Below are 18,210 nucleotides of genomic sequence, written 5' to 3' on the forward strand. Positions count from 1 at the left end.
GCACGTACATCCTAATCCAACTAAGGGATATGTATGTACGACTAAGGATGTGGTAGCTATAAACAACATGAAACCATTGAATGAATCTATAAAAATACATTATTCAAATCCTTTGCCAGTAGGGAGTTTACACCATTTTCAAGAACATGATTTAGACCACGTTCTTGCCTGTTTTAAACATGCTAATCCGCATTTTCCTAATGGAACCAAAACTGTCATTTCTGAGAAGGGTATTATTACGATAACGTTTCCTGACTTCTCTACAATAACAATTAGTGCTGAGAAATTATTTATCAAGAAGACACATGCTGAATTAGTTCATCTTAATATGCCTACAGAAGTAAAAGTGCAAAATATTAATTATCTGTCTCAAGAAGAACGTAACATGGTTCACACAGCTTTCTTAAGTCGAAATGAACACCTGCCAGAAGGCTCTACAGTTTATGTTGAACGAGATGGCTCATTATTAGTTAAATTTAAAGATATGTCTTATAAGTATTTAAAGAATAAGAGCTATATTAAAGCCATTACTATGGCGGAGTCGATAGATTTTACTTTTCCAGAAGTATTAAAAGTAGAAGATATTAATCACTTATCTGTAAAAGATATTGATGATGTTAGAGCGCGATTTATTGAGGAGAACCCTCATTTGCTTCATAAGGGTGAACTCATCTTTCATATGAACGGTAATTTAAGTATTAAGTTCCATGACCAATCGACTATCAATTTAGGGCATCAAAGACTGTTCAAAGCTAAATCGATAGCGGAAATGACGACGATCCGAATACCTCCTAAGATAAAAGTTAAGCAACTAGGGGATCTTTCGCTTCAAGAAAAACATGACATCTTGCATCATTTCTTAGCGTTAAATCATCATTTAGATGAAAGTCAGGTTATCGTAGAAGTTGATGGTAGTATTACGGTTTCGTTTAATGATGATTCAATATTAAATATTGAGCATAATAAGTTAATTCAAGCGATGACGTTAGCTGAAAGTACGCCACTCAAAATACCAACAAAAACAATCGTTGATAATTTAGAAATTCTAACGGTTAGCGAACAGCAGCAAGTAGTAAAACACTTTTTATCTGAGAATCCTGAATTACGTCATAAAGCTACTTTAGAAATAGATGACGATTTGAACTTAAACATTCAATATCATGATGATTCCATGACGACGATTAATAAATCTTTGCTTATTAAGGAAGGGCTTTTAAGTGAGAAAATAAAAATTAAATTTGAAGATCATATCACATCTCATATAAGTAATGAGCTTGATGTGAGATGGTTTATATTTAATTCTGAGGTCTTGCCTTATGGTACTGAAGCTCGCATTAATAACGTGGTTGATGTAACGACGCCAGGTGATAAATTGGTTGAAGTAAAAGTTGTATTTCCAGATCATAGTGAACGCTATCATAAAGCGACAGTTACCATCATACCTTACAATAAGATTTATCACATCTTGAAACCAGAACGGTCATACTTAGTTCAATCTCGCTCGTCATTAAAACAAGATGAAATCAATCGTATTCTTAAAGATGTGGCTTATTTAAATCCCTACTTACCTCAGGGCACGACCTTTGACTTCAAAGATGATTTAAAGGTTGTTGTAAATTATCCAGATTGCTCGATAGATAAAATAGACGTTTCAGAACTCATTCAAGAACCAGAGTCTAAGACCTATTTAAAACCGATTTTTAAAGAGGGGATGATGCTTTATCAAGGTGATAGATTAAAGATTGAAGATGTCGTTGAAAATTTTAAGGCATTTAATGATCGTTATCATTTTGAATTCTTGGTAGATACAGAAACAATGGCTATTGGTCTTCACTGTCTAGGTATTGATGTAACCTTTCCAAATGGTAGCGTTGAGACACATTATATATACGTTAAAGTTTTACCATTCGATCGTTAATCGTGAATTGGTCAATTCATTACGCCCAAATGTATTAAATAGCTTTATTAAGTGCAGTGCATCAGCACGCATTTAATAAGGCTTTTTTTTGTTTTGTGCAATGTTTTATTTTGGAAAAAAAGGAACAAAATATTATTAGCATGTAAGTGTTAGTATTTGAACTTAACAAAATCTTCATATTCAGTATAGAAAGCCTAAAAGTTAGCGTGTTAGAGTGATTGGAGGAAGATTTAATTTCAAATACACATACATAGCCCAAATATTTTTTTTATTTAAATATTTGAAATTTCCAACATATTACAACTGAATAATAAAATCTTTTGTGAAAGAGGAGAAAAGCCTTGACTACTTCTGAAAAGAACTTAAAGAAAAACAAGCGCATTCATGGGCTTGATTTAGCAAGAGGTACCATGTTGCTTTTTATCATACTTGCGCATGTTCCTATTTATGTTTTAAATCCATATGCTATAGGTTTAGCAGCTAACCACAATGTGGTTGAAAATTTCGTTGATTTATTTATGTATGCATTTGTTACAAACCGTTCGCGAAATTTATTTGCTTGCTTATTTGGTTATGGTTTAATTCTAAGTTACAACAAAAGGCATAAAGACCGATTAGATGGTCATATGCTTAATGCGAAAGGTATCCAAATTAGATCGTACATCCTAATTGTAATGGGTATTTTATTAATCACTTTCGTTGGTGGTCTAGATATTTTAATGTCTTACGGAATCGCTGGTTTAATCTTACTTGGTGTATTAAAAATGAGTCCGAAACAAATTAAGAAATTAATTATTTGGACAACTGTTATATCAGCGATTTATGTACCTATCATTTGGAGTTTCTACGTTCATCTAGCAGGAAACTTTAAATTAAATATTGATTTCGCACCAGAAGATACATATTTCACAACATTTGGTATGCGTTTATTAGCAGTACCAATGACTCCGATTGTTATTCATGTTTTATTACCAGTCATTCCACCGATTTTAATAGGGATGTGGATGGCTAAAGAAAAATTATTAGTTTACTCTAAAGAGAACCAATCACGTCTTAAAAAGTACATGCTTATCGGTTTAGCGATTACTGTTATAGGTGCTTTACCACTGGTATTTGTTGAGCGCGCTACAGATTCTAGTTTATATTATGTTGGTTTCTTATTTGGACTCCAAGTCGTAACGGGTTATGCGTGTGGGTTATTCTTTATTTCATTATTCGGACTTATAGGTCCTAAGGTGAATATGTCTAAAGTTATCCCAACTGCAATCGCAGCCATGGGTAAACGTTCTCTAACGTTCTATATCTTACATGAAACGATTATCGTTATTTTACTATCACCTCTAGGCTTAAACTTAAGCCAATACTTAAATAAAATCACGCTATTACCTTTTAGCTTTTTAATGTGGTGTTGTACAATTGCACTCGCTTACTTTATGGAGAAAAAGGGTATCAAAGGTCCATTTGAAACATTTACGCGTAAACTCATGAAGAAGGGCGTCGACAAATATAAGCAAGCATAAAAAGAAGGGTCTGCGACTTAAACTTAAGTCACTGACCCTTTTCATTTAATCTTCATATAAACCTGCGAAATAACCGGCTACATGACCAGTCACGAGCGCACTCGTAATATTATAGCCGCCTGTGTAACCATGAATATCTAATACTTCACCACATAAGAATAAGCCAGGTGTGATTTTAGACATCATCGTATGAGGTTCAATTTCTTTAATTGAAACACCACCGCCAGTTACAAAGGCTTTTTCAATAGATAAGGTACCATTCACTGTAAAGGTAAAGCCCTTAAACATTTTCGAAAGGTCCTCGATTTTACGAGGGGAAAGGTGATGGTACGTAGTATTTGGATCAATATCAGCTTGCTCGAGCATAAACATTAAATAGCGTTCTTCGATAAATCCTTTAAGGCTATTTTTAATGTATTTGTCTTTATCATTCTTAAGGCGTTTCGTAATTTCTTCTTGTAATTGACCAAGGTTCATTTCTGGAAAAGCATCGATCTGCATATTAATGTCTTGTTTCTTTTGATTCTTTTGTTCCTTATAAACAAACTGGCTACATCTTAATGCAGCGGGACCACTAATTCCAAAGTGTGTAAAAATCATATCCATTTGATGTGTGATTCGCTTTTTACCATTTTTCTTGAGGACGGATACGCCAACATCTTTGAGACTTAATCCTTTAAGACGTTTGTCTTTAATAAAAGGCTCGCTCGATGTTATCGGCACTTCAGTTGGGAAAAGCTCAGTAATCGTATGACCAAGTGATTGAGCAAATTGATAACCATCACCAGTTGAACCGGTATGGGGGACACTGGTACCACCAGTTGCTATAATGACAGTGCGACATTCGAATAACTGACCATCTATAGTTTCTATACCTTGGATTTGACCTTCATGGTGTTTTATTTTCGCAACGGTGCATTCTTCAATCACTTCAACATTTTGAAGTTTTAGAGTTTGAATCAGCGTATCTACAACATCTTGAGATTTGTTTGAAACTGGAAACATACGACCATGATCTTCTTCTTTTAGCTTTACACCACGAGATTCGAAAAAGTCGATGATTGAATGATTGTCAAAAATGGAAAAGGGACTATAGAGAAACTTTCCATTTCCAGGGATATGGCGAATAATTTCATCATAAGGTAAACGATTGGTTACGTTGCAACGACCACCACCAGAAATTTTCAGTTTACGACCAAGTCCTTTTTTCTTTTCTAAAAGCAAGACACTTTGACCGCTTGAACTTGCAGCTATAGCTGCCATAAGTCCACTGGGTCCGCCACCTATGACTATAGTTTGATACATTTTTTGTCCTCCATTCTATATAATGTTATTTTATAGTAATGTGATATGGAAAAAAAGTAGTATCTAAATACATATCGGTGTTATGATTAAATAAAATATAAAATTGAGGTAGGAAGATAACTATGAGTGAAAGCAAAGAATTAGTAAGAGGAACGTTTTTATTAACGTTTAGTGTACTGATTACCAAGTTACTAGGTGTGTTCTTCATTATTCCATTCTACGCCATCATGGGTGATGAAAAGAACTTAGCGCCTTTTAACTATGCCTATGCACCATACAATATCGCAATAGCCGTAGCGACGGCAGGTGTGCCACTTGCTGCATCAAAATACGTCGCGAAGTATAATGCGCTCGGTGCTTATAAGGTTAGTGAAAAATTATATCGATCAAGTTTTATTGTGATGAGTATTACAGGTATTTTAGGATTTCTAATACTCTTTTTCTTATCTCCAACTATCGCAGGTGTTACTTTAGCAAGTGGTTCTAAAGGTGAAGGTGGTTGGACAGTTGAAGATATCACTTGGATTATCCGTATTATTAGTTTTGTTGTTATTTTCATACCTTTACTTGCGACGTGGAGAGGTGTGTTCCAAGGTTATCAATCAATGGGACCAACAGCAGTTTCAGAAGTAACTGAACAAATTGCGCGTATTGCTTTTATATTAGGTGGTAGTTATCTTGTATTAAAAGTATTTAATTGTTCATTATTATTAGCTAACGGTATCGCAACTTTTGCAGCAGCTATAGGTGCCATTGTCGGTTTACTTACTTTATGGTGGTACTGGCGTAAGCGTAAACCATTTATGCAAGAAATGATTCAACAAGATAAAACTGATATACATGTACCATATACAAACATGTATAAGGAATTAATCGCTTATAGTATTCCTTTTGTTATTGTAAGTTTAAATTTTCCACTGTTTAATATCGTCGACCAGTTCACACATAACAAAGCTTTAAGTATGGTTAATGTCGACAGGGAAGTTCAAGATAGTTTATTTACGATGTTAAATATGACGACTAATAAAATCGTTATGATACCTACGTCACTAGCTGCAGGGTTTGCAATCAGCTTAATTCCATACATAACGAAAACGTATGAACGTGGTAATCATGTTGAAATGCATAATCAAATTCGTACGGCATTAGGTGTCTTAATGTTTATCACGGTGCCAGCAAGTTTAGGCATTATGGCATTATCAACACCGCTTTACACAGCATTCTACGAATACCGTTTTGATGGTATCGTACTCTTATTCTTATATGCACCTGTAGCTATATTAATCTCATTATTAAGTGTTACGGCATCTATGCTTCAAGGTATTAACAAGCAAAAACGTACAGTGTTTATTATTATTGGTGCAGTACTACTTAAATTGTTATTAAATATTCCATTAATTATGTTATTCCATACAGCAGGTGCCATCCTAAGTACTTCAATTGCTTTACTCGCAGCCATCATTTGTAACTTTGCGATTCTGAAACGTCATGCTGGCTTTAACTTTGAAGAAACGTGGATGCAGTTTAGTAAAATCTTTATTTATGGCTTTTTAATGATGTTAGGTGTAGAGTTAGCATACTTCCTACTTAAATTTATAATTGATCCTAAGACAACAATTGGTGCCATGATTATGTTAGCAATTTGTGTCCCAGTTGGTGGACTTATCTACGGTATCATTACAATGAAGACTGGACTTGCAGATAAGTTCTTAGGTGATATACCAAATAAAATTAGAAGAAAAGTTAGGTTTTTATAATGCGAATTGATAAATTTTTAGGCAACATGGGTATTGGCACACGAAGTGAAGTTAAACAATTCATTAAAAAAGGGCTTGTTAAGTTAAATGGTGACAAAGTTAAAACGCCCAAAACGCAAGTCCGACCTGAACAAGATGATATACGTGTTAACGATGAAAGGGTTCTTTACGAACCCTTTGTTTATATCATGCTTCATAAACCAAAGGGCTATGTGTCCGCAACTGAAGATGATGTACATCCAACCGTTATTGATTTAATTCCTGAATATCAGCATTTGGATATTTTTCCAGTAGGTCGACTTGATAAAGATACTACTGGATTATTGTTTATTACAAATGACGGTAAGTTTAACCATCATCTAATGAATCCAAAGCAACATGTTGAAAAAGTATACAAAGTTGAAGCGGCACAACCTGTTCGTGATCAAGACGTGGAGGCTTTTAAAGCAGGGATCACGTTAAAGGAAGGTAAGCTTAAGCCTGCTAAATTAACAATAGGTGACGATTCTAATTTAGCTTATGTCACGCTTACTGAAGGTAAGTATCATCAAGTTAAGCGCATGTTTCACGCTATAGACAATGAAGTAGAAGCATTACATCGTGAGCGAATAGGTGAACTCGAACTCGATGCATCGCTTGAAGAAGGTGCATACCGTAAGCTTACTGATAAAGAAATGAATCTACTAAATTACAAAATTTAAGGAACATTAAAAAAGATGTCAATCAAGTTACAATCTCTAAATACGCGTTTAAGGACACGTAATTAGGTGTAAGTATAAGTAATGTAAATGTGAACGATGTGCACACGGTTTTTAAGCTCATTTGAAGTATGAAGTGTGTTTAAATTATATTTAGTAGGGTATTACATTTATAAATTAACAGAGGTGATTATAATGGCTAAGAAAAATACAAACTTATTAGGTTTATTAATTGGAGTAGGTGGCGCAGTAGCTGCTACAGTACTTTCTAAAAAAGAAAACAGAGACATGTTAAAAAACGAATATAATAAATACAAAGAAAATCCAGAAAGCTATAAACAAGATGCTAAGAAGAAAGCAACTGACTTAAGCTCTAAAGCTACAGAAGAATTTAACCGTGTTAAACAAGACCCTAAAACGTATATGGAAGAAGTTAAGAAAGATCCTAAAGCTTTTGTGAACCAAAAGAAAGGTGAATTCACTCAAGCAACTAAGAAACAAGAAACGACTGAAGAACGTACTGGTCAATTTGTAGATGAAGGTGGCGGCGACCCATCTAAGAATTTACATGTTGTAACTGAAGAAGAACTAAAAAACAAGAAGTAACTCTAACTTAAAATAACGTTAATACACATTTAACGTACCTATTATATGAAGAGGGCAATTTTATGCCCTCTTTTTTATTCGAAAAGAAGTGCTAAATTCAATCTTGAAGGGGTATAAGAGCGAGACTAAAACTAGGTAAATTCGCTTATAAAAGCGTGTACAATTCATTTTGAGGTCAAGAAAGCTTGATATGACAAACCTTTGTTACAATATACGAAATTTTAAAAAAATTAACACTCATCTCACTGTAGTTTATCCAAAATTTGATGTAAAATATAAAACATAATGACTAATTAAGAAAGAAGTTGATCACCAATGTGGAGAGACAAAGTTAAGGAATATGAAAGTCAAATTATAGAAGACCTAAACGGATTATTAGAGATAAAAAGTGTACGTGAGGATTCTAAAAGCGACGCATCGAATCCCGTTGGACCAGGACCTAAAGAAGCTTTAAATTACATGTACAAGCTTGCTGAACGTGATGGTTTTGATACATATGATGTCGACAATATTGCAGGTCGCATCGAAGTTGGTTCTGGTGATGATTTATTCGGTATTTTATGTCACGTTGATGTCGTACCAGCTGGTGATGATTGGGATCAAGACCCGTTCAAACCTGTCGTTACTAACGACCGTATTATTGCGCGTGGTACGCTTGATGACAAAGGGCCAACAATTGCTGCCTATTATGCCGTTAAAATCTTAAACGATATGAACGTTAATTGGAAGAAACGTTTACATATTATTATTGGTACTGATGAAGAATCAGATTGGTTATGTACAGATAGATACTTTAATACTGAAGAAATGCCTCAACTAGGCTTCGCTCCTGATGCTGAGTTCCCACTTATTCATGGTGAAAAGGGCATCACGACATTTGATTTAATTCAGGAAAAGTCTTTTGAAGATGAAGACGAACCAGAATTCGAATTAAAATCATTTAAATCAGGTGAACGCTATAACATGGTACCTGATGTAGCCATTGCGCATTTACTTGTAAAAGAGAATATGACAGACTGCATCCAACGTTTCGAATCATTCTTAAATGATTATCAGCTTGAAGGCGAAACGCTCATTGACAATGGTATCTTAGAACTCAAAGTCTATGGTAAAGCTGTACACGGTATGGATCCATCTATTGGTGTAAATGCTGGATTACATTTAATGCATTTCTTAAGCGGCTTGAATTTAGATCAAACAGCTTTAAATATGGTTAACTTCAGTGAAAAGTACCTCTATCAATCAGACTTTGGTGAGAAGATGGGTATGAAGTTCCATAGTGAAGTTATGGGTGACGTAACAACTAATATTGGTACAATGCAGTATGACAAAAATAAAAAAGCACGTTTTGGAGTTAACCTTCGATTCCCTGAAGGATTTGATTTTGACGCGGCTATCAAACAATTCGAAGATGAAATTAAGCCATTAGGTTATGCTATTGAAGTTAAGAAAGTGCAACAACCGCATTATGTAGACAAAAACGACCCGTTTGTGAACCAATTACTGTCAGCTTATCGTAACCAAACTGGAGATATGTCTGAACCATTCACAATTGGCGGCGGTACGTATGCACGTAATTTAGATAAAGGTGTTGCATTTGGTGCAATGTTCGAAGATTCTGAGGACTTAATGCATCAAAAGGGTGAATATATTACGAAGAAACAATTATTTGACGCTACAAGTATTTATTTAGAAGCAATACATGCAGTATGTGTGGAGGACTAAGTATGGCTAAAGTTCTTATTAACGAACAATTAATCGATGAACAAGACGCTAAAGTATCTTACGAAGACCGTGGCTATGTATTTGGAGACGGCGTTTATGAATATATCCGCGTTTATGACAATAAGTTATTTACGGTAAAAGAGCATTTTGAACGCTTTTTAAGAAGTGCAACTGAAATTGGGTTAGATTTGGAATATTCTGTTGATGCCTTAATCGAATTATGTCGTGAACTTGTTGCTTGTAATGACATCAAAAATGGTGGTGTTTATATTCAAGCGACAAGAGGTGTTGCGCCTAGAGACCATGCATTTCCTAATAGTGATGTAAAACCTGTTATCATGGCTTTCACTAAGTCATATGATCGACCTTATCAAGATTTAGAAAATGGTATCAACGCCATTACTACTGAAGATATTAGATGGTTACGTTGTGATATTAAAAGTTTGAATTTGTTAGGAAACGTGTTAGCTAAAGAAGCAGCTGTAAAATATAACGCTAAAGAAGCCATTCAACATCGTGGAGACACTGTGACAGAAGGTGCTTCAACGAATGTATTAGTAGTTAAAGATGGCAAAATATATACGCATCCTGTAAACAACTATATCTTAAATGGTATTACAAGACGTGTCATCAAATGGGTAGCTGAAGATGAAGGTATCCCGTTTGTTGAAGAAGCTATCACTACAGACTTCTTAAAAGAAGCGGACGAAGTGATCGTTTCAAGTACTTCAGTAGAAGTGATGCCTGTTATTAAAGTAGACGGTGAAAGCGTTAATGATGGCAAAGTAGGCCCGATTACGAAGCAATTACAAGAAGGTTTCGACCGTTATATTCGTTCACACAGCATTTAAATTTTTCGTTCAAAAAATTATTTATTAAAGAGCCTGTTAATCTGTTCATTTTAAGAAAAATGACACTTTTAGTTTCTGATTTTTGGTTGAAAAGAAACCCCAAAAATTATAAAATCGTAATTAAGTCTTTAAAAGTGAACGGATTAAATAACTATAGAAAATTTTGAAATATGGCTCTTGAATCTTATTTCTAGAGCCATTTTCTATTGGAAAGCGAGGTGAACGAGTTGGAGCAGTTTTATCAGCTGGGATGGACATTAGATTCAGCAGGGGGTGCTTCTGGAGAAGCATATATGGCTGAACAAAATGGGCAAAAGTTATTTTTAAAACGTAATTCTAACCCATTTATCGCTGCGTTATCAGCAGAGGATATCGTACCAAAACTAGTTTGGACGAAACGTATTGAAACAGGTGAAGTTGTTACAGCACAACATTGGAAAAATGGTCGCGAACTTGAGTCTCATGAAATGAAACAACCTCGTGTGGCACGACTTTTAAAACGTATTCATCAATCTAAAACGTTACTCAACATGTTAAAACGTATGGAAATGGAACCTATTACACCGCATATTATGTTACGTAAGATTAATGCTTCTTTATCAAGAGATGTCTTAACACATCACATTATTCGTAAAGCACTCACGTATTTAGAAGATAATAAACCAGAACTTGATAAAGGATTCTTTACTGTTGTACATGGCGACGTGAATCACAACAACTGGTTACTTTCTGATCAAGATGAACTTTATTTAGTCGATTGGGAAGGCGCTATGATTGCTGATCCAGCTATCGATATTGGTATGCTGCTTTACAACTACGTTCATGAATCACAATGGGAAGCATGGTTTGAGACATACGGCGTTGATGCATCGTTAAATCTTCAAAAGAGAATGAAGTGGTATACGGTCATTCAATCCATCGGTATGGTTCAATGGTATGAGGAACAAAAACGTTTTAAAGATATGAATACTTGGCTTCAATTTTTAGACGACGTCATGAAGCGTAACGTATTTATTTAAGGAGAAGTTTCAATGAGAATGCGAAATAAGCCTTGGGCGCTTGATTATTTAAATGAGCACAGTGACATTGTAGATACAGATGGTCAACGTGTCGGTCAAATCGGTGAATGGTTTGATGACGATAAACCGATTCACATCGAAATCGGTTCAGGTATGGGTAAATTTATTACAACTTTAGCTGAACAAAACCCTGATATTAACTACGTTTCAATCGAACGTGATAAAAACGTGATGATTCGTATACTAGATAAAGTACGTGATAAATCGCTGACAAATATCAAATTGATTTGTAATGACGCCGTTGATTTAAAAGATTACTTTAAGCAACATGAAGTTGAACGTATCTATTTAAACTTTTCAGATCCTTGGCCTAAGAAGAGACATACCAAACGTCGTTTAACATACAAGACATTCCTAGAAATTTACCAATATATTTTAGAAGAAGATGGCGAAATTCATTTCAAGACAGATAATAGAGGTCTATTTTCATATAGTTTAGAAAGCATGTCTCAGTACGGCATGTATTTTACAAAGCTACATTTAAACTTACACGAGGACGAACCAAGTGATAATGTGCATACAGAGTATGAGCAGAAGTTCTCCGATAAAGGTTCACGCATCTATAGAATGGAAGCACGTTTTCATAAGAAGTAAATCGCTACACTTTGAGAGCTAGGACGTTATGTCTTAGCTCTTTTTTACTTTTCATGAAAAGGACTTTAGAAACTAAGCACATTCATTTAGCGTCGTGCGATTTCATAACGATAGACGGCAAAGTTTGTTAAAATGAATGTAATGACAAAGTATTTATCGAAAGGGGATATACGATGAAATTAGGTCAATTTTCGATTAACCCGTTAAATGGGGGCGCTACAATGATGGACGGCGGTGCAATGTTTGGTGTTGTACCAAAGCCGCTTTGGACGAAAAAATATGACGTAAATGACAAAAACCAAGTTCATTTACCTACGCACCCGATTTTAATTCAAACGCCTGATCATAATATTGTGATTGATGCAGGTATGGGTAATGACAAACTTACTGAAAAAGAAATCAAAATTTTCGGTGTTGAGGAAAGTCGTATTCATCAAAGTCTTGAACATTACGGACTCACAGTAGATGACATTGATATTGTTATTATGACTCACTTACACTTTGATCACGCAGTAGGTTTAACAAATACTAACGGAGAACCCATCTTTAAAAATGCGACACATTTCATTCAGCAAGATGAATGGCATGAATTTTTAAGTCCAAATATACGTAGTAAAGCAACATATTGGGAGAAGAATCAAGGAGATTTTAAAGACCACATGATTCTATTCGATCAAGCAATTGACATTATCGAAGGTATTCGTCTAGTGCATACAGGCGGCCATAGTTATGGACATAGTATGGTAATGATTGAAAGTGATGGTGAGAAAGCGGTTCATATGGCAGACATTTTTCCAACCGTTGCACATTTAAATCCACTTTGGGTTACCGCTTACGATGATTATCCAATGCAATCGATTCGTGAGAAGGAACGCTTGATTCGTAACTTTATTCAACAAGATTATTGGTTCTTATATTATCATGATGAAAGTTATTTTGCGGCTAAGTTCCAAGTTGACTTTAAGACAGTGAAAGAGGCTATTAAGCGTCAAGACGCGCTCAAATGAATTAACCCTACTTCAAAAGGACTTTTGAAATAGGGAAATTAAGAAGAGCTTTAAATTTCTTTAATATCGATGAGTTGTCCGCTATAGGCGTCTGCGATGAACTCGTAATGCGTGAGTTTGTTATTAAGTCTAGCTGTGATACCGCCTTGGAAAACTTCATATTCGATGCCGAATTTAGAGTATGTGGAAGGCTGTTTGACGATGTATGATGCTTCAACATCATGAAATGTCGACTTTACTTCTTTAATAATTTTATCAGGATTATACATTTGATAATTCTTTTCACGTAAAAGGATTAAGGAAGTAATTGCACCACCTGCTACAACGACAGATAGACCGGATAATAGCATGATGTTACGTTTAATCATGTTTAGAATTCTCCTCCAATAATGAATTAATTTAAGTTTACCACAATCACGTTTAGATACTAAATCAGAAGGAGCGACAGTTATGGAGATTCGTAATGAAACAACGATAGCACGTATTAAAATTTTAACCGAATTACATGGTGCACCTAACTTTGAAGATAAAGTTAGAGCTTATTTAAAGAAAGAAATGGAACCGTATGTAGATGAATTTGTAGATAACCGTATGGGTGGCTTCTTCGGTGTGAAAAAGTCCAATAAGCCTAGTGCGAAACGTGTCATGATCGCAGCTCATATGGATGAAATTGGCTTTATGGTCACTGAAATTACGAAAGAAGGCCTACTTAAGTTTACGAACTTAGGTGGTGTTGCGAATGATATATGGCAAGGTCAACGTCTGCGTGTACGTACGCGAGATGATAAGGAGCTTACTGGTGTTGTTTCAAACATTCCTAAGCACTATCGTACTGGAAAGGAAGGGGCACCTGCAATTTCAGATTTAATGCTTGATATAGGTTGTGCTAGCCCAGAAGAGGTACGTGAGATGGGTGTAGAAATCGGTGACTCGATTGTACCTGATACGACGTTTAAACAATTGACCGAGCATCGCTACCTCGCAAAGGCTTGGGATAACCGCTATGGTTGTGTACTTGCATTAGAAATCTTAGATTTATTAAAGGATGTCGACTTAGACGTAGACCTTTACGTAGGCGCTAATGTTCAAGAAGAACTAGGATTAAGAGGCGCGCGTGCTTCTAGTGAACTAATCGATCCAGATGTATCATTTGTGGTTGATTGTTCGCCTGCAAATGATATGAAAGGTAAAAGTGGACTTTCTGGCGCGCTAGGAGAGGGGACTTTAATCCGTATTAAAGATGGAACAATGATGCTTAAACCAGAGTTCCGTGACTATTTACTTGATATCGCAAACAACGAAAATATTCCGCATCAGTATTATATGTCACCAGGTGGTACAGACGGCGGAGAAATTCATAAATCTAATATTGGTGTCTCAACAGCTGTAATAGGTGTATGTGCACGTTACATTCATAGTACAGATGCTTTATTTGATTTAAGAGATTACTTTGCTGCGAGACAACTCTTGCAACATGCCATTTTAAACTTAAATGATGATACAATTAAAACATTACAATATGGAAAGTAGGAAAAAGTATGAAAGCTTTAGAATCAGAACAACAATTTGAAACGTTAAAAAATGAACAAACGGTATTTATGTTCACGGCAGGATGGTGTCCAGATTGTCGTGTTATCGAACCTGAACTTCCAAATTTAGAAAGCAAATACCCGGAATATAATTTTATTTCAGTCGATCGCGATCAGTTCATTGATTTAGCAGTTGAGCATGATATCATGGGAATCCCTAGCTTTTTACTTTTCAAAGATGGAAAGCTACAAGGGAGCTACATTGGTAAGGAACGTAAATCCATTGAACAAATTGATGCATTTATGCAAAAGTACGTGTGATTAAAGGCATGACTTAGTGTTTAATCACATTTAAACGAAGTTTGAATTAATTTATTCGAGAAATTGGTTTATAATTATTAATATTGATAATATTTCATAAAAAATACCCTTAGGAATTATGTTTTTTTCTAGTCCTAAGGGTATAATTATTGTAAACTAAAATAAGGCATGGAATAGTAGGAGTGTTAATTATGAATGTCTTTTCAATGCGCGATATGTTAAAGGAAAGATTAAATCACTTAGATGTTAACTTTTCTTATAATAGAGATGAAGAAAGCTTAAGAATTGCAAGAACAGACAACAATAAAGGTGTAACCGTAAAACTCACACCGATTGTTGCTAAATATAAAGAACAAAAAGATCAAATTGTTGACGAAATTGTTTATTATGTAGAAGAAACCATTTATCAAATGGGTGATCATGCATTAAATAAGCTCGCAGGTAATGATGTTAAATTAATGCCTGTTATTCGTGCAGCGAGCTTTGATACGAAGACTAAAGAGGGCATTCCTTTCGTTACTGACGAACATACTGCAGAGACGCGAATTTACTATGCAGTTGATTTAGGTAAATCATATAAGTTATTAGATGAAGACATGCTAAAATCTTTAAATGTAACGAAACAACAAGTTAAGGAAATGGCGCTCTTTAATGTACGTAAACTTGAAAATGCGTACAAAACAGATGAAGTAAAAGGTAATTTATTCTATTTTATTAATACTAATGACGGTTATGATGCAAGCCGTATCACGAATACGTTATTCTTAAATGAATTTGAAGCGCAGTGTGAAGGTGAAATGCTTGTAGCAGTGCCACACCAAGATGTACTTATTGTTGCAGATATTCGCAATAATACAGGTTATGACGTGATGGCTCACTTAACAATGGAATTCTTCACAAAAGGCTTAGTACCGATTACAAGTCTGTCATTTGGCTATCAAAAAGGCCACTTAGAGCCTATCTTTATACTTGGTAAAAATAACAAGCAAAAACGTAATCCTGAAGTGATTAAACGTTTAGAAGAAAATCGTAAAAAATTTGAAAATGAAGATAAATAAGGAGTTATTTAAATGAATATTTTCTACAATAAAGAAGCGGTTGGAGACGTCTTATTTCTACAAATTGAACCTGTAGAAGGTCCTTTTGACTATGAGAAAAAGGGCAATGTTGTAAAAATTACTAAAGATAACGACGTAGTAGGCTTTAATATTTTTGACGCTTCAAACACGATGACGATTGAAGGCAATGGTCATATTAAAGTGACGAGCGATTTAGTTGATGCTAGCCGTAAAGCCATTAAAGATGCTGGGTTTGACTACGAGCTTGATGTTGATTTATCACCTAAATTCGTCGTGGGTTATGTCATGGAAAAGGACAAACATCCAAACGCGGATAAATTAAGTGTCTTAAAAATTGATGTTGAAACTGAGCAGTTACAGATCGTATGTGGCGCACCTAACGTTGACCAAGGTCAAAAGGTCGTTATCGCAAAAGTAGGCGCAATGATGCCAAGCGGTATGGTGATCAAAGAGGCTGAACTTAGAGGTGTACCTTCATACGGTATGGTTTGTTCAATGAAAGAATTAGATCTACCTAATGCACCTAAAGAAAAAGGAATCATGGTACTTTCTGACGACTACACTGTAGGACAACCATTTTTTGAAGAATAAAGAAAGGTAGTGTATATATGAATTGGTTTGATAAGTTATTTGGAGAAGATGACAATTCAAATGAACCATCGCCTAATCGCCGTCGTAAAATGAGACGTCAATCACAACATGATCACACACTACTTCCTCAACATAATGATGTGTACCAACGTCCAAAAGGGAAGTTTCGCTTCCCTGTAGAGATGAAAGAACTTGAAAAGAAACAACAAGAACCAGAAACGTTTAAACCAAAGCAAGATGAACGTGCACCAAGACAACAACAGTTTGAGAAACCATCTTTTCAAAGACGAGATGAAATTAACAGTCGTCGAAACAGAAGACGCGATAAGGTTGATTCTAATCAGCAGAAGCATGAAACTACTGAAACGTACGTACCTAGCAATGATAAGAAGACTTCAAAGCCTCAAACTAAAGAGCGCTATAAGTCACAACGTTATACACCTCAACCATCATCACCAATTGCGCCATATGGTACATCAAGTAAGCAGAAAAAATATTCTCAGCCTGTAAAAGCAAACTTTCATGAAAGAGAGTTTAAGGCGAGTGAAGTACCTTCAGCAATCTTCGGTACGAAGACGCGTCGAGAATTTATCAATTCAGGATTAAATCGACCTAAGTACCAACATGATGATGAAGAACAAGATACGATGACGAACCAATCTCAAAATCATGAACCTTCAAAGGAATCAACTACTAAGCGTGAACACACGTCGCAATCAGCAGAGAACGTAGAACAGAAGTCATCGAAACCAAATAATACAATCAATATCGATAACATTTATGCTTCTCAAATTGTTGCTGAAATTAGACGTGAGCGCGAGAAAAAAGTGCAACAAAAGCGTCGCTATAAAGCTCAACTTGAAGAGAAGCGTCAACAAAATAAAGATTCTGATGATGCGATTCAGCGTGCTATTGATGAAATGCATCGCGCACAAGCAAAGCGTTATTTAGGTGAATCATCTGATGACTATGAACCTTTAGAGTCAGTTGAAATTGACAACGAAGATTCAGATGGTAAGGATCAAGTGAATGCTTCAGACTCTGAAGCATTAGACCTAAATGATACATATACGTATCAAGAAATTGATCTTGATGCGGATGTTTCAGAATCAACTCATGAAGCTGACAGCGAAGAAACGAAACATGATACTACTTACGCTCATTCTAGTGAAGAAGCGGAAACAATTCCTAATAAGGAAGTTACTGAGGAAATGGACAATGAAACGATTACGTATCAGGACGTGAATCAAGAAGAAGGTCAAACACAACTAGATGATGAGACTCAAAGTGAAGCTGGTTTAGAACATGCGTCTTCTCATAATGATACATTGTCAGATGACGATGAAGCTGAAAGCGATCGTGAAGCGAGCACTGAGACGCCTGAAGAACACGATTCTAATCAAACTCAAGAAAGTCACTTTAATGAGGCAGAAGCGTCTCACGATGATACGTTATCCGATGTTCAAATGATGTATGAACAGTCGGCGGACTCAAGACCAGAGGTTTCTTCTGAGGATTACGACGAAGCAGACGACACTGAAAATGTACCAGAGTATGAATCTGAGTCAGAGTCTGAGGTTAATGTAACGCCACCTCCAGCTTCAGATGCATCTGATTTACAAGGTGCGAC

At 35.5% G+C, this 18,210-nt stretch carries 16 protein-coding genes and 1 pseudogene; 15 read left to right on the forward strand and 2 right to left on the reverse strand.

Features of this window, described 5'->3' with window-relative positions:
* Positions 1 to 67 precede the first annotated feature (67 nt).
* Complete coding sequence (locus tag A33S_RS0100830) at positions 68 to 1,918, forward strand: Rib/alpha-like domain-containing protein (protein WP_017176449.1); 1,851 nt, start codon at positions 68 to 70, stop codon at positions 1,916 to 1,918.
* A 341-nt stretch (positions 1,919 to 2,259) separates the two neighbouring features.
* Positions 2,260 to 3,438 carry a DUF418 domain-containing protein gene (locus A33S_RS0100835; RefSeq protein ID WP_009381980.1) on the forward strand — a complete coding sequence of 393 codons (1,179 nt, stop codon included), beginning with the start codon at positions 2,260 to 2,262 and terminating at the stop codon, positions 3,436 to 3,438.
* 45 nt (positions 3,439 to 3,483) lie between these two features.
* Here the strand turns inward: A33S_RS0100835 and A33S_RS0100840 are convergent, their stop codons facing one another.
* Positions 3,484 to 4,743, reverse strand: a complete 1,260-nt coding sequence (locus A33S_RS0100840) for a BaiN/RdsA family NAD(P)/FAD-dependent oxidoreductase (RefSeq protein WP_009381979.1) — start codon at positions 4,741 to 4,743, stop codon at positions 3,484 to 3,486.
* A 122-nt stretch (positions 4,744 to 4,865) separates the two neighbouring features.
* Between A33S_RS0100840 and A33S_RS0100845 the strand changes: the two genes are divergently transcribed.
* From A33S_RS0100845 to A33S_RS0100880, 8 genes are all read left to right on the forward strand, one after another.
* Positions 4,866 to 6,500 (forward strand): putative polysaccharide biosynthesis protein, encoded by a 1,635-nt coding sequence (locus A33S_RS0100845; RefSeq protein ID WP_017176450.1) that lies wholly within the window; start codon positions 4,866 to 4,868, stop codon positions 6,498 to 6,500.
* Positions 6,500 to 7,201 (forward strand): pseudouridine synthase, encoded by a 702-nt coding sequence (locus A33S_RS0100850; RefSeq protein ID WP_009381977.1) that lies wholly within the window; start codon positions 6,500 to 6,502, stop codon positions 7,199 to 7,201. The genes A33S_RS0100845 and A33S_RS0100850 overlap by 1 nt, the downstream gene beginning before the upstream one ends.
* Before the next feature lie 192 nt (positions 7,202 to 7,393).
* Positions 7,394 to 7,804, forward strand: coding sequence for a YtxH domain-containing protein (locus A33S_RS0100855; RefSeq protein WP_009381976.1), 411 nt, complete (start codon positions 7,394 to 7,396; stop codon positions 7,802 to 7,804).
* Between the two features lie 315 nt (positions 7,805 to 8,119).
* Positions 8,120 to 9,529, forward strand: a complete 1,410-nt coding sequence (pepV, locus tag A33S_RS0100860) for a dipeptidase PepV (protein ID WP_009381975.1) — start codon at positions 8,120 to 8,122, stop codon at positions 9,527 to 9,529.
* 2 nt (positions 9,530 to 9,531) lie between these two features.
* Positions 9,532 to 10,380, forward strand: coding sequence for a D-amino-acid transaminase (dat, locus tag A33S_RS0100865; protein WP_009381974.1), 849 nt, complete (start codon positions 9,532 to 9,534; stop codon positions 10,378 to 10,380).
* A gap of 227 nt (positions 10,381 to 10,607) precedes the next feature.
* Positions 10,608 to 11,399, forward strand: coding sequence for a phosphotransferase family protein (locus A33S_RS0100870; protein WP_009381973.1), 792 nt, complete (start codon positions 10,608 to 10,610; stop codon positions 11,397 to 11,399).
* Positions 11,400 to 11,411: 12 nt separating this feature from the next.
* On the forward strand, positions 11,412 to 12,053 hold the full coding sequence (gene trmB / locus A33S_RS0100875; RefSeq protein ID WP_009381972.1) for a tRNA (guanosine(46)-N7)-methyltransferase TrmB: 642 nt from the start codon (positions 11,412 to 11,414) through the stop codon (positions 12,051 to 12,053).
* A 173-nt stretch (positions 12,054 to 12,226) separates the two neighbouring features.
* Positions 12,227 to 13,060, forward strand: coding sequence for a YtnP family quorum-quenching lactonase (locus A33S_RS0100880; protein WP_017176452.1), 834 nt, complete (start codon positions 12,227 to 12,229; stop codon positions 13,058 to 13,060).
* A 50-nt stretch (positions 13,061 to 13,110) separates the two neighbouring features.
* On the opposite strand, the gene A33S_RS0100885 is transcribed toward A33S_RS0100880, so the two are convergent.
* Positions 13,111 to 13,428, reverse strand: a complete 318-nt coding sequence (locus tag A33S_RS0100885; RefSeq protein WP_009381970.1) for a hypothetical protein — start codon at positions 13,426 to 13,428, stop codon at positions 13,111 to 13,113.
* An 82-nt stretch (positions 13,429 to 13,510) separates the two neighbouring features.
* Here A33S_RS0100885 and A33S_RS0100890 point away from each other — a divergent pair, with 82 nt between their 5' ends.
* The 5 genes and pseudogenes from A33S_RS0100890 to A33S_RS11500 form a co-directional block, all read left to right on the forward strand.
* Entirely contained in the window at positions 13,511 to 14,590 is a 1,080-nt protein-coding gene (locus A33S_RS0100890; RefSeq protein WP_009381969.1) for a M42 family metallopeptidase, read from the forward strand.
* 8 nt (positions 14,591 to 14,598) lie between these two features.
* Positions 14,599 to 14,910 carry a thioredoxin family protein gene (locus tag A33S_RS0100895; RefSeq protein ID WP_009381968.1) on the forward strand — a complete coding sequence of 104 codons (312 nt, stop codon included), beginning with the start codon at positions 14,599 to 14,601 and terminating at the stop codon, positions 14,908 to 14,910.
* 191 nt (positions 14,911 to 15,101) lie between these two features.
* Positions 15,102 to 15,968 (forward strand): DUF1444 domain-containing protein, encoded by an 867-nt coding sequence (locus A33S_RS0100900; protein ID WP_009381967.1) that lies wholly within the window; start codon positions 15,102 to 15,104, stop codon positions 15,966 to 15,968.
* A 12-nt stretch (positions 15,969 to 15,980) separates the two neighbouring features.
* Positions 15,981 to 16,580, forward strand: coding sequence for a YtpR family tRNA-binding protein (gene ytpR, locus A33S_RS0100905; RefSeq protein WP_017176453.1), 600 nt, complete (start codon positions 15,981 to 15,983; stop codon positions 16,578 to 16,580).
* A 17-nt stretch (positions 16,581 to 16,597) separates the two neighbouring features.
* A pseudogene (locus A33S_RS11500) lies at positions 16,598 to 18,210 on the forward strand (hypothetical protein); the annotation flags it as partial.

Origin of the sequence: Staphylococcus massiliensis CCUG 55927, assembly GCF_000298075.1 — a bacterium.
Taxonomy (GTDB): Bacteria; Bacillota; Bacilli; order Staphylococcales; family Staphylococcaceae; genus Staphylococcus; species Staphylococcus massiliensis.